Consider the following 13503-nt stretch of genomic DNA (forward strand, 5'->3'; position numbering starts at 1 on the left):
AAAAAAACCCGCCGAAGCGGGTTTTTTATTATGGTCGGCAACGATTAATCGTTGTCAGAACCGCCCAGGCCTGCGTTCAGCAGTTCTGCCAGGCTGGCAGACGCATCTTCAGCAGTCACCTGCGGTGCAGCTGGCAGTTCGCCCGCTGCGCGACGGCGCATACGATCCTGGTGGTACGCGTAACCGGTACCTGCCGGGATCAGACGACCCACGATTACGTTCTCTTTCAGACCGCGCAGTTCATCACGTTTACCTGCAACAGCGGCTTCGGTCAGGACACGCGTGGTTTCCTGGAACGATGCTGCAGAGATGAAGGACTCGGTTGCCAGAGACGCTTTGGTGATACCCAGCAGATCGCGGGAGAACGTTGCACCCACTTTGCCGTTCGCTTCCAGCTCGCGGTTAGCGATCTTGACGCGGGAGTATTCAACCTGCTCGCCTTCCAGGAAGTCGGAGCTACCAGCGCTTTCGATGGTGGCTTTACGCAGCATCTGACGAACGATAACTTCGATGTGTTTATCGTTAATCTTAACACCCTGCAGACGGTATACGTCCTGAACTTCGTTAACAATGTAACGAGTTACAGCATGCACACCACGCAGACGCAGGATGTCGTGCGGCGCTTCCGGACCGTCGGAAACCACGTCACCACGTTCTACACGTTCACCTTCGAACACGTTGAGCTGACGCCATTTCGGAATCATCTCTTCGTACGGCTCGCTACCGTCTACCGGGGTGATAACCAGACGACGTTTACCTTTGGTTTCTTTACCGAAGGAAATGATACCGCTGATTTCAGCCAGGATTGCCGGCTCTTTCGGACGACGTGCTTCGAACAGATCCGCAACGCGTGGCAGACCACCGGTGATGTCCTTGGTACCGCCGGATTCCTGAGGAACACGGGCCAGGGTGTCACCAGAACTGATCTGAACGCCATCTTCCAGCTGAACAATCGCTTTACCCGGCAGGAAGTACTGAGCAGGCATATCGGTGCCTGGGATCAGAACGTCGTTGCCCTGAGCATCAACAATTTTCAGTGCCGGACGCAGGTCTTTACCACCCGCAGTACGCTCTGCAGAATCCAGAACCACCAGAGAAGACAGACCGGTCAGCTCGTCGGTCTGACGAGTAATGGTCTGGCCGTCGATCATGTCAGTGAAGCGGACAAAACCACTCACTTCGGTGATAACCGGCATGGTGTGCGGATCCCAGTTTGCTACGGTTTCGCCGCCAGCAACCTGTTCGCCATCACCTTTCGCCATAACGGAGCCGTAAGGCACTTTATAGCTTTCTTTGGTACGGCCGAATTCGTCGATCAGTTTCAGTTCGGTGTTACGTGAGGTGATAACCAGTTTACCGCTGGAGTTCACAACCGACTTCGCGTTGCTCAGACGGATGCTACCTTTGTTTTTCACCTGGATGCTGGATTCAGCAGCCGCACGAGATGCCGCACCACCGATGTGGAACGTACGCATCGTCAGCTGTGTACCCGGTTCACCGATGGACTGTGCCGCGATAACGCCGATTGCTTCACCTTTGTTGATGATGTGGCCACGCGCCAGGTCACGACCGTAGCAGTGCGCACATACACCAAAGTCGGTGTCACAAGATACAACAGAACGGACTTTGACGGAGTCAACGGAGTTCTCTTCCAGCAGGTCACACCACTGTTCGTGCAGCAGCGTGTTGCGTGGAACCAGAATATCCGCCGTACCCGGCTTCAGAACGTCTTCAGCAGTTACACGACCCAGAACGCGATCGCGCAGCGGCTCTTTAACATCACCACCCTCGATAACCGGGGTCATGGTGATGCCTTCCAGAGTGCCGCAATCGTCTTCAGTAACAACCAGGTCCTGCGCAACGTCGACCAGACGACGAGTCAGATAACCGGAGTTCGCTGTTTTCAGTGCGGTATCCGCCAGACCTTTACGCGCACCGTGAGTAGAGATGAAGTACTGGAGTACGTTCAGACCTTCACGGAAGTTCGCGGTGATTGGCGTTTCGATGATGGAGCCATCTGGCTTCGCCATCAGACCACGCATACCGGCCAGCTGACGAATCTGTGCTGCAGAACCACGCGCACCGGAGTCGGCCATCATGTAGATGCTGTTGAAGGAAACCTGCTGCTCTTCTACGCCGTCACGGTTAATAACGGTTTCGGTTTGCAGGTTATCCATCATCGCTTTGGATACACGATCGTTCGCCGCAGCCCAGATATCGATAACTTTGTTATAGCGTTCGCCCGCGGTTACCAGACCAGACTGGAACTGCTCCTGGATCTCAGCAACTTCAGCTTCCGCTTCAGAGATGATCTCGTGTTTCTTCTCCGGGATGACCATGTCATCAATACCAACAGATGCACCTGAACGCGCTGCATAAGCAAAGCCGGTGTACATTGTCTGGTCAGCGAAGATAACAGTCGGCTTCAGGCCCAGAATGCGGTAACAGGTGTTCAGCATTTTGGAGATAGCTTTCTTGCCCAGCGCCTGGTTGACGATGGAGAAAGGCAGACCTTTCGGTACGATCATCCACAGAATGGCGCGACCAACGGTCGTGTCTTTCAGACTGGTGTGCGCAACGAATTCGCCGTTTTCATCTTTTTCGTATTCAGTGATACGCACTTTAACGCGCGCATGCAGAGAGGCCAGACCTGCGCGATAGATACGCTCAGCTTCTTTCGGGCCAGTCAGCACCATGCCTTCGCCTTTGGCGTTAACACAGTCACGGGTCATGTAGTACAGACCCAATACAACGTCCTGAGACGGAACGATGATAGGTTCGCCGTTCGCCGGAGACAGGATGTTGTTGGTAGACATCATCAGCGCACGCGCTTCGAGCTGGGCTTCCAGCGTCAGCGGTACGTGAACAGCCATCTGGTCACCATCGAAGTCGGCGTTATATGCCGCACAAACCAGCGGGTGAAGCTGGATAGCTTTACCTTCGATCAGTACAGGTTCAAATGCCTGGATACCCAGACGGTGCAGTGTTGGTGCACGGTTCAGCAGTACCGGGTGTTCGCGGATAACTTCGTCCAGGATATCCCAAACGACAGCTTCTTCACGCTCAACCATTTTCTTAGCGGCTTTGATGGTGGTGGCCAGGCCACGCAGTTCCAGCTTGCCGTAGATGAACGGTTTGAACAGTTCCAGTGCCATTTTCTTCGGCAGGCCGCACTGATGCAGACGCAGGTATGGACCTACGGTGATTACAGAACGACCGGAGTAGTCAACACGCTTACCGAGCAGGTTCTGACGGAAACGACCCTGCTTACCTTTGATCATGTCGGCCAAAGATTTCAGAGGACGTTTGTTAGAACCGGTGATCGCACGACCGCGACGACCGTTATCCAGCAGGGCGTCAACCGCTTCCTGCAGCATACGTTTTTCGTTGCGTACGATGATGTCCGGCGCAGCCAGATCCAGCAGACGCTTCAGACGGTTGTTACGGTTGATAACGCGACGATACAGATCGTTCAGATCCGACGTTGCGAAACGACCACCATCCAGCGGAACCAGCGGACGCAGATCTGGCGGCAGAACCGGCAGAACGGTCAGGATCATCCACTCTGGCTTGTTGCCAGACTGTACGAAGGCTTCCAGCAGTTTGATACGCTTGGTTAGCTTCTTACGCTTGGTTTCGGAGTTGGTTTCGTTCAGCTCTTCGCGCAGAGTTTCACACTCTTGCTCCAGATCCATGCTCTTCAGCAGGGCCTGGATTGCTTCCGCACCCATCTTCGCGTCGAATTCGTCACCGAACTCTTCCAGCGCGTCCAGATACTGCTCTTCAGTCAGGATCTGTTGACGTTCCAGGTTAGTCATACCGCCTTCGATAACCACATAAGATTCGAAGTACAGTACGCGTTCGATATCGCGCAGCGGCATATCAAGCAGCAGACCGATACGGGACGGCAGAGATTTCAGGAACCAGATGTGAGCAGTCGGAGACGCCAGCTCGATGTGGCCCATACGCTCACGGCGTACTTTAGTCTGGGTCACTTCAACGCCGCACTTCTCACAGATCACACCACGGTGTTTCAGGCGCTTGTACTTACCGCACAGGCACTCGTAGTCTTTTACCGGCCCAAAGATACGGGCGCAGAAAAGGCCGTCACGTTCAGGTTTGAACGTACGGTAGTTGATGGTTTCCGGCTTCTTAACTTCACCGAAAGACCATGAACGGATCATGTCTGGCGAGGCCAGAGCAATTTTGATCGCATCAAACTCTTCGGTTTTAGTCTGCGCTTTCAGAAACTTTAATAAATCTTTCACGGATTTGCTCCCGTCGGAGTTAGCACAATCTGGCGCTGGCTGTTACGCCAGCACCAGTGACCTGTTTGATCGAGAGTTACTCGTCTTCCAGCTCGATGTTGATACCCAGCGAACGAATCTCTTTCAACAGTACGTTGAAGGATTCCGGCATGCCTGGTTCCATCTGATGGTTGCCGTCCACGATGTTTTTATACATCTTAGTACGACCGTTCACGTCATCAGACTTAACGGTGAGCATTTCCTGCAGGGTGTATGCTGCGCCATATGCTTCCAGCGCCCACACTTCCATCTCCCCGAAGCGCTGACCACCGAACTGCGCCTTACCACCCAGCGGCTGCTGAGTAACCAGGCTGTAAGAACCGGTAGAACGCGCATGCATCTTGTCATCAACCAGGTGGTTCAGTTTCAGCATGTACATGTAGCCAACGGTAACCTGGCGCTCGAACTGCTCACCGGTACGACCGTCGAACAGTGTGATCTGACCGGAAGTCGGCAGGCCACCCAGCTGTAACAGTTCCTTGATTTCAGACTCTTTCGCACCGTCGAATACCGGCGTTGCGATCGGCATACCTTTTTTCAGGTTTTCAGCCAGACGCAGAACTTCTTCATCACTGAAGGTATTCAGGTCAACTTTCTGACGAACATCTGAACCCAGATCGTAAGCACGCTGGATGAATTCGCGCAGTTTCGCGACTTCCTGTTGCTGTTTCAGCATGGCGTTGATCTTATCGCCGATACCTTTTGCAGCCATACCCAGGTGGGTTTCAAGGATCTGACCGATGTTCATACGCGATGGTACGCCCAGCGGGTTCAGTACGATATCTACCGGCGTACCGTTAGCATCGTGTGGCATATCTTCGATCGGGTTGATCTTAGAGATTACACCCTTGTTACCGTGACGACCTGCCATCTTATCACCAGGCTGGATCCGACGTTTAACCGCCAGATAAACCTTAACAATCTTCAGCACGCCCGGTGCCAGATCATCGCCCTGAGTGATTTTACGGCGCTTCGCTTCGAGTTTTTTCTCGAATTCGTGTTTCAGTTCGTCGTACTGCTCAGCCAGTTGTTCCAGCTGATTCTGTTTTTCTTCGTCGGTCAGGCCGAGTTCTAACCAGCGGTCACGCGGCAGTTTGTCGAGCTTCTCAGCTTCAACACCACCAGAAACCAGCACAGCGTAGATACGGCTGAACAGGCCAGCTTCGAGGATCTGCAGTTCTTCAGACAGGTCTTTTTTCGCCTGCTTCAGCTGCATCTCTTCGATTTCCAGCGCACGTTTGTCTTTTTCTACGCCATCGCGAGTAAAGACCTGAACGTCGATAATCGTACCGGAAACACCGTTTGGCACGCGCAGAGAAGAGTCTTTAACGTCAGACGCTTTCTCACCGAAGATCGCACGCAGCAGCTTCTCTTCTGGCGTCAGTTGGGTTTCACCTTTCGGCGTTACCTTACCAACCAGAATATCGCCACCGGTCACTTCCGCACCGATATAAACGATACCGGATTCATCCAGTTTGGAGAGCGCAGCTTCACCCACGTTCGGGATGTCAGCGGTGATCTCTTCTGGCCCCAGCTTGGTGTCACGGGACACACATGCCAGTTCCTGAATATGGATGGTGGTGAAACGGTCTTCCTGGACAACACGCTCGGATACGAGAATGGAGTCTTCGAAGTTGTAACCATTCCATGGCATGAATGCCACGCGCATGTTCTGGCCCAGCGCCAGTTCACCGAGGTCGGTGGACGGACCGTCTGCCAGCACATCACCACGTTCAACCGGCTCGCCCAGAGATACGCAAGGCATCTGGTTGATACAGGTGTTCTGGTTAGAACGGGTGTATTTGGTCAGGTTATAAATGTCGATACCTGCTTCGCCCGGGTACATCTCGTCTTCGTTAACTTTGATAACGATACGGGAAGCATCCACGTACTGAACAGTACCGCCACGTTTAGCAACTGCAGTAACACCGGAGTCAACGGCAACAGCACGTTCCATACCGGTACCAACCAGCGGCTTATCAGCGCGCAGAGTCGGAACCGCCTGACGTTGCATGTTCGCACCCATCAATGCACGGTTGGCGTCATCGTGTTCCAGGAACGGGATCAGGGACGCACCGACGGATACCACCTGCTGGGTGGATACGTCCATGTAGTCAACCTGATCACGGCTGAACAAGCTGGATTCGCCTTTGCTACGGCAGGTAACCAGATCTTCTACAAAGTGGCCTTCGTCATCCAGGTTGGAGTTCGCCTGAGCGATAACGTAGTTGCCTTCTTCGATAGCAGACAGGTAATGAATTTCGTCAGTTACAACACCGTCGGTCACTTTACGGTACGGAGTCTCGAGGAAGCCGTATTCGTTAGTCTGTGCATACACGGACAGGGAGTTGATCAGACCGATGTTCGGACCTTCAGGCGTTTCGATTGGACATACGCGACCGTAGTGAGTCGGGTGTACGTCTCGAACTTCGAAGCCTGCGCGTTCACGGGTCAGACCGCCTGGGCCGAGTGCAGAGATACGACGTTTGTGCGTAATCTCAGACAGCGGGTTGTTCTGGTCCATAAACTGAGACAGCTGGCTGGAACCAAAGAACTCTTTCACTGCTGCAGAAATCGGCTTGGCGTTGATCATATCCTGAGGCATCAGGGTATCCAGATCGCCCAGAGACAGACGCTCTTTCACCGCACGCTCAACACGTACCAGGCCAACGCGGAACTGGTTTTCCGCCATTTCGCCTACGGAACGGATACGACGGTTGCCGAGGTGGTCGATATCATCGACTTCGCCTTTACCGTTACGGATATCGATGAGCTTCTTCATCACTTCGATGATGTCGTCTTTGCTCAGGATACCGGAACCTTCGATTTCGTCGCGCAGCAGAGAACGGTTGAACTTCATACGACCGACCGCAGACAGGTCATAGCGGTCTTCGGAGAAGAACAGGTTCTCGAACAGGCTTTCAGCAGCTTCACGAGTCGGCGGCTCACCAGGACGCATCATGCGGTAGATTTCTACCAGTGCGCTCAGACGATCGTTGGTTGGGTCGACGCGTACAGTTTCAGAAATGTACGGACCGTGGTCCAGATCGTTAGTGAACAGCGTTTCGATACGCTTGTGACCAGACTGGCTCAGCTTAGCCAGCAGATCCAGGCTCAGCTCCATGTTAGCTGCGCAGATCAGCTCGCCAGTAGATTCGTCAACGTAGTCTTTAGCCGCAACTTTACCAGCAATGTATTCAACCGGAACTTCGATATGTTTGATATCGTCTTTTTCCAGTTGGCGAATGTGGCGCGCAGTGATGCGACGGCCTTTTTCGACGTAGACTTTACCGTTAGCTTCAATGTCAAAGGAGGCGGTTTCACCACGCAGGCGTTCCGGCACCAGTTCCATCTGCAGCTTGTTGTCACGAATTTCGAAAACAACTTTTTCAAAGAACAGGTCAAGGATCTGCTCAGTGGTGTAGTTCAGTGCACGCAGAATAATGGTCGCAGGCAGTTTACGGCGACGGTCAATACGTACGAACAGGTTGTCCTTCGGATCGAATTCGAAGTCCAGCCAGGAACCACGGTAAGGGATGATGCGCGCGTTATACAGCACTTTACCCGAAGAGTGGGTTTTACCTTTGTCGGAGTCAAAGAAGACGCCAGGACTACGGTGCAGCTGAGAAACGATAACACGCTCAGTACCATTGATTACAAAGGTACCGTTGTCAGTCATGAGCGGAATTTCGCCCATGTAGACTTCTTGTTCTTTAATGTCTTTTACGGTGCCTTCCGGCGCTTCGCGCTCGTAGATCACCAGACGCAGTTTTACGCGCAGCGGTGCGGAATAGGTCACGCCACGGATCTGACATTCCTGAACGTCAAACACCGGTTCGCCAAGGCGGTAGCTGACGTATTGCAGCTCGGAATTACCGCTGTAGCTCTGAATCGGGAAAACGGAACGGAAAGCTGCTTCCAGACCATACTGCCCTTCAGGATCTTGCTCGATGAACTTCTGAAACGAGTCAAGCTGGATAGAAAGGAGATAAGGTATGTCCAACACTTGTGGACGTTTACCAAAATCCTTACGAATACGTTTTTTCTCGGTATAGGAGTAAACCATTAGGGTTCCTCAGCTCGCTGACAAGTCGACCCATCTGTCCGACGAAGGGACAGTTTGTGCAACACTATTTTGTTGACCGGAAAATCGAATACTTTCCGCAATGCCTGTTGCTATCACGCTTAAACCATTTCATTGCGATTTACACAGAACTGATGCTCTGTCGCAGTATATTAAGACGTCGATAGAAACAAGCATTGAAAGGCACAGCAGTAGTCAAACAGTGTGAAATGCTACTGGCGCCTTACAGCGCAAAAAGGCTGGTGACTAAAAAGTCACCAGCCATCAGCCTAATTTCTTAGGCTGCAACCAGAAAAGTTGGCTTATTTAACTTCAACTTCAGCGCCAGCTTCTTCCAGAGATTTTTTCAGTGCTTCTGCGTCGTCTTTGCTGATGCCTTCTTTCAGGGCAGCCGGAGCAGATTCTACCAGGTCTTTAGCTTCTTTCAGACCCAGGCCAGTTGCGCCACGTACTGCTTTGATAACAGCAACTTTGTTAGCGCCAGCAGCTTTCAGAATTACGTCGAATTCAGTTTTTTCTTCAGCAGCTTCAGCCGGGCCAGCAGCTACAGCTACAGCAGCAGCAGCGGAAACACCGAATTTTTCTTCCATTGCAGAGATCAGTTCTACAACGTCCATTACGGACATAGCGGATACTGCTTCAATGATTTGATCTTTAGTGATAGACATTTAAATTGTTCCTGAAAATCAGAATAAGTTTATACGTAAGCAGATGCTTGAGAAAAATAACTGCGATTAAGCAGCTTCTTTCGCATCGCGTACAGCAGCCAGAGTACGAACCAGTTTGCCAGCCGAAGCTTCTTTCATGGTTGCCATCAGGCGTGCAATTGCTTCTTCGTAGGTCGGCAGAGTTGCCAGGCGATCGATTTGCGATGCCGGGATCAATTCACCTTCAAAGGCTGCGGCTTTGACCTCAAATTTTGCATTCGCTTTCGCGAACTCTTTGAACAGACGAGCAGCAGCGCCCGGGTGTTCCATAGAGTATGCAATCAGGGTCGGACCAACAAACGTGTCTTTCAGGCACTCGAACTGAGTACCTTCAACGACGCGGCGCAGCAGGGTGTTACGAACAACACGCATGTATACGCCAGCTTCACGACCTGCTTTACGCAGTTCAGTCATTTTATCTACAGTTACGCCACGGGAATCCGCAACTACTGCAGACAGCGCGCCTTTGGCTACTTCGCTGACTTCAGCAACAATCGCTTGTTTGTCTTGAAGATTTAAAGCCATTAGCTTTGCTCCTGGATGTTTGCCGGAACTCATGTTCCGGAACTCACTTCACTCTCCCCAACGGAGAGAGCGTCTAAATACGGTGAGCAGAAACAAGCCAGAGTATCAGAAATAATCTTAGCGTTCTGTCACCGTCTACGCAGGGCATTAAGTTTCTTACGAAACACCTGCGGTCTTCGACGGAGGCCTGGATAGGCCAGGCTCCAACGAACAAATCTTGTCTATCTGTCGCTATTCAATCTGTGCCGGCGTTGACTGCCTTCGTTCACACCAGTCACATAGTTAACTATGCTCCTGGCGATTCACTCAGTTGTCGCCTTGCCACAGCCTGAATATCTCGGATATACGTCTGCAATTAGCAGAAACGTGGGGGTAAGATTGTAGACAAAATCACCGCCCACGTAAAGGCGAATATTAGTTCGCCACAGTCGCAGTCAGACCGGACTGATCAACGGCAACACCAGCACCCATGGTGGTGGAGATGCTAACTTTCTTGATGTACACGCCTTTAGCCTGAGTCGGTTTCGCTTTTTTCAGCGCAACCAGCAGAGATTCCAGGTTTTCTTTCAGTTTGTCAGCGTCAAAATCCACTTTACCGATGGTAGTGTGAATGATGCCGTTTTTGTCGTTACGGTAACGAACCTGACCTGCTTTAGCGTTCTTAACCGCTTCAGCAACGTTAGGGGTTACAGTACCAACTTTCGGGTTTGGCATCAGGCCGCGCGGACCCAGAACCTGACCCAGCTGGCCAACAACGCGCATTGCATCCGGGGAAGCAATAACAACGTCAAAGTTCATTTCGCCTTTCTTGATCTGGTCAGCCAGATCTTCCATACCTACCAGCTCAGCGCCTGCAGCTTTAGCAGCTTCAGCGTTTGCGCCCTGGGCAAATACGGCTACGCGAACGGAACGGCCAGTACCGTGCGGCAGTACAGTTGCACCACGTACGTTCTGGTCAGATTTACGAGCATCGATACCGAGGTTAACGGCAACGTCTACGCTTTCTACGAATTTAGCAGTGGCCAGCTCTTTCAGCAGAGCAATAGCTTCGTTGATGTCGTACTGTTTAGTTGCATCAACTTTGTCACGGATCACGCGCATACGCTTGGTCAGTTTAGCCATTTCTTAGTCCTCCACTACCAGGCCCATGGAACGTGCAGTACCTTCAATGGAGCGAGTCATCGCTTCAATGTCGGAACCAGTCATGTCGGCAGCTTTGGTCTGCGCGATTTCCTGCAGCTGAGCGCGGGAAATTTTACCCACTTTGTCTTTGTTCGGTTTACCGGAACCAGACTTGATACCAGCCGCTTTCTTCAGCAGAACTGCTGCCGGAGGCGTTTTGGTAACGAAAGTGAAAGAACGGTCAGCGTAAACGGTGATAACAACCGGGATCGGCAGACCTTTTTCCATGGAATCAGTTTTTGCGTTGAACGCTTTGCAGAATTCCATGATGTTCACGCCTTGTTGACCCAGTGCTGGACCTACCGGCGGACTCGGGTTAGCCATACCAGCTGCAACTTGCAGCTTGACATAGGCCTGGACTTTCTTAGCCATTCTAAATTCCTCTAGTTGGGTTATAGCGCCTCAAGGAGGCTCCCCGTGATTAAATTCGTTTTACGGACAGGGTCCATAAAAACAAAAGGCGCGAAATTGTATTCCAATCTCGCGCCTTGTGCAACGATTAAATCGCCGCTTTTTTGATCGCTGTTTAGGCTTTTTCTACCTGGGCAAAGTCCAGTTCTACCGGGGTCGCACGACCAAAGATAGAAACAGAGACTTTCAGGCGGGACTTCTCGTAGTCCACTTCTTCAACCACGCCGTTAAAGTCAGCAAACGGGCCGTCACTAACGCGAACCATTTCACCTGGCTCAAACATCGTTTTCGGACGCGGTTTATCGCCAACCTGCTGCAGACGGTTCATGATCGCATCAACTTCTTTGTCGCTGATCGGCGCCGGACGGTCAGATGTACCGCCGATAAAGCCCATCACACGCGGCACGCTACGCACCAGGTGCCAGCTTGCGTCATTCATCACCATCTGGACCAGTACATAGCCCGGGAAGAATTTACGTTCGCTCTTGCGACGCTGGCCACCACGGATTTCGACCACTTCTTCGGTCGGCACCATGACTTCGCCAAACAGCTCTTCCATATTTTGTAACTTGATATATTCGCGCAGCGACGTGGCTACGCGGCCTTCAAAACCGGAAAACGCCTGAACGACGTACCAGCGCTTTTTAGGGGCTTCAGACATCTTAGAACCTCAGGCCAGTGATAAAGGATACCAGGCGAACCAGAATACCATCCAGTCCCCACAGGATCAGTGACATTACTGCGGTAACCGCAGCCACAATTAATGTGGTGTGCAATGTTTCCTGGCGAGTTGGCCAAATGACCTTACGGACTTCGGTTCTCGCTTCACGGGCAAAAGCAACGGTCGCTTTACCTTTTGTTGTCAACAGCGCGACACCACCCGCTGCGGCAATCAGAATCACTACGGCCAGCGCACGCAGCGGCAGCATCATGTCACGATAGAGGTAGTTGCCAACGATAGCTACAAGCAGCAATACAGCGACAACAACCCACTTCATCGCTTCCAGGCCGCGCCCGCTTCCTTGAGCTTCGGTATTCGCACTCATAAACCAACCTGTCAGAAGTATTCTACAAACATTTTCACCCCGCGTAAGCGAGGCGATCCAAACCGAAATGCTCTGGTGCGTTTCGGACTAAACGCCCTCTTCAGAGCCTGTCTCAGCAATGATTATGACAAAAAAAATCACTGATGAGCCAGGTTCTGGTGTGAAAGCGTGCAAAAAGGGCATCAAATGATGCCCTTTTATTGCGCATTGCGTCAAATGTTATTCGGCAATTAGCTCATTACTTTGGCAACAACGCCCGCACCAACAGTACGGCCGCCTTCACGGATTGCGAAACGCAGACCGTCGTCCATCGCGATTGGGTGGATCAGGGTAACAACCATTTTGATGTTGTCGCCCGGCATTACCATCTCTACGCCTTCCGGCAGTTCGATGGTACCAGTCACGTCAGTAGTACGGAAGTAGAACTGCGGACGGTAGCCTTTGAAGAACGGAGTATGACGGCCGCCTTCGTCTTTGGACAGAATGTACACTTCAGATTCGAACTTGGTGTGCGGCTTGATAGAGCCCGGCTTAGCCAGTACCTGACCACGTTCGATTTCTTCACGTTTGATACCACGCAGCAGAACACCAACGTTCTCACCAGCACGGCCTTCGTCCAGCAGTTTGCGGAACATTTCAACGCCAGTACAGGTAGACTTAGCAGTCTCTTTGATACCAACGATTTCAACTTCTTCACCAACTTTGATGATACCGCGCTCTACACGACCGGTAACAACGGTACCACGACCGGAGATGGAGAATACGTCTTCGATAGGCAGCAGGAACGGCTTGTCAATCGCACGCTCTGGTTCTGGGATGTAAGAATCCAGGAAGCCAGCCAGTTCGATGATTTTCGCTTCCCACTCTGCTTCGCCTTCCAGCGCTTTCAGAGCAGAACCACGAACGATCGGAGTGTCGTCGCCCGGGAAATCGTACTGAGACAGAAGTTCACGAACTTCCATTTCTACCAGTTCCAGCAGCTCTTCGTCATCAACCATGTCGCATTTGTTCAGGAACACGATGATGTACGGAACGCCTACCTGACGACCCAGCAGGATGTGCTCACGAGTCTGCGGCATCGGGCCGTCAGTCGCAGCAACAACCAGGATCGCGCCGTCCATCTGCGCAGCACCGGTGATCATGTTTTTAACATAGTCGGCGTGGCCCGGGCAGTCTACGTGTGCGTAGTGGCGAGTCGGGGTGTCATATTCAACGTGAGAAGTGTTGATGGTGATACCACG

The 13503-nt window shown here is 52.1% G+C and carries 9 protein-coding genes; all 9 read right to left on the reverse strand.

Going from position 1 to position 13503, the window contains the following annotated elements:
* Positions 1 to 44: 44 nt before the first annotated feature.
* Positions 45 to 4268 (reverse strand): DNA-directed RNA polymerase subunit beta', encoded by a 4224-nt coding sequence (gene rpoC, locus OGV57_RS01985; RefSeq protein ID WP_003033107.1) that lies wholly within the window; start codon positions 4266 to 4268, stop codon positions 45 to 47.
* 76 nt (positions 4269 to 4344) lie between these two features.
* On the reverse strand, positions 4345 to 8373 hold the full coding sequence (rpoB, locus tag OGV57_RS01990) for a DNA-directed RNA polymerase subunit beta (protein WP_003033111.1): 4029 nt from the start codon (positions 8371 to 8373) through the stop codon (positions 4345 to 4347).
* 320 nt (positions 8374 to 8693) lie between these two features.
* Positions 8694 to 9059, reverse strand: coding sequence for a 50S ribosomal protein L7/L12 (gene rplL, locus OGV57_RS01995; RefSeq protein ID WP_003033114.1), 366 nt, complete (start codon positions 9057 to 9059; stop codon positions 8694 to 8696).
* A gap of 66 nt (positions 9060 to 9125) precedes the next feature.
* Entirely contained in the window at positions 9126 to 9623 is a 498-nt protein-coding gene (gene rplJ, locus OGV57_RS02000) for a 50S ribosomal protein L10 (RefSeq protein ID WP_001207203.1), read from the reverse strand.
* Between the two features lie 414 nt (positions 9624 to 10037).
* Entirely contained in the window at positions 10038 to 10745 is a 708-nt protein-coding gene (gene rplA, locus OGV57_RS02005; protein ID WP_003033119.1) for a 50S ribosomal protein L1, read from the reverse strand.
* A 3-nt stretch (positions 10746 to 10748) separates the two neighbouring features.
* The gene (gene rplK / locus OGV57_RS02010; protein ID WP_003033122.1) at positions 10749 to 11177 is read right to left on the reverse strand and encodes a 50S ribosomal protein L11; all 429 of its coding nucleotides are present in this window, start codon (positions 11175 to 11177) and stop codon (positions 10749 to 10751) included.
* Between the two features lie 154 nt (positions 11178 to 11331).
* The gene (nusG, locus tag OGV57_RS02015; RefSeq protein ID WP_003033125.1) at positions 11332 to 11877 is read right to left on the reverse strand and encodes a transcription termination/antitermination protein NusG; all 546 of its coding nucleotides are present in this window, start codon (positions 11875 to 11877) and stop codon (positions 11332 to 11334) included.
* A 1-nt stretch (position 11878) separates the two neighbouring features.
* Positions 11879 to 12262 (reverse strand): preprotein translocase subunit SecE, encoded by a 384-nt coding sequence (gene secE, locus OGV57_RS02020; protein WP_003033128.1) that lies wholly within the window; start codon positions 12260 to 12262, stop codon positions 11879 to 11881.
* Positions 12263 to 12492: 230 nt separating this feature from the next.
* A partial coding sequence (tuf, locus tag OGV57_RS02025) for an elongation factor Tu (RefSeq protein WP_127674166.1) occupies positions 12493 to 13503 on the reverse strand: 1011 nt, incomplete at its 5' end.

This window comes from Citrobacter sp. Cf087, assembly GCF_030334285.1.
Lineage (GTDB): Bacteria > Pseudomonadota > Gammaproteobacteria > Enterobacterales > Enterobacteriaceae > Citrobacter > Citrobacter freundii.

Bases quoted from the DNA above. Each gene is read 5' to 3' on its own strand.
- rplL (WP_003033114.1), bottom strand. From the start codon at position 9,059: ATGTCTATCACTAAAGATCAAATCATTGAAGCAGTATCCGCTATGTCC.
- nusG (WP_003033125.1), bottom strand. From the start codon at position 11,877: ATGTCTGAAGCCCCTAAAAAGCGCTGGTACGTCGTTCAGGCGTTTTCC.
- rplK (WP_003033122.1), bottom strand. From the start codon at position 11,177: ATGGCTAAGAAAGTCCAGGCCTATGTCAAGCTGCAAGTTGCAGCTGGT.
- rpoB (WP_003033111.1), bottom strand. From the start codon at position 8,373: ATGGTTTACTCCTATACCGAGAAAAAACGTATTCGTAAGGATTTTGGT.
- rplJ (WP_001207203.1), bottom strand. From the start codon at position 9,623: ATGGCTTTAAATCTTCAAGACAAACAAGCGATTGTTGCTGAAGTCAGC.
- rplA (WP_003033119.1), bottom strand. From the start codon at position 10,745: ATGGCTAAACTGACCAAGCGTATGCGCGTGATCCGTGACAAAGTTGAT.
- secE (WP_003033128.1), bottom strand. From the start codon at position 12,262: ATGAGTGCGAATACCGAAGCTCAAGGAAGCGGGCGCGGCCTGGAAGCG.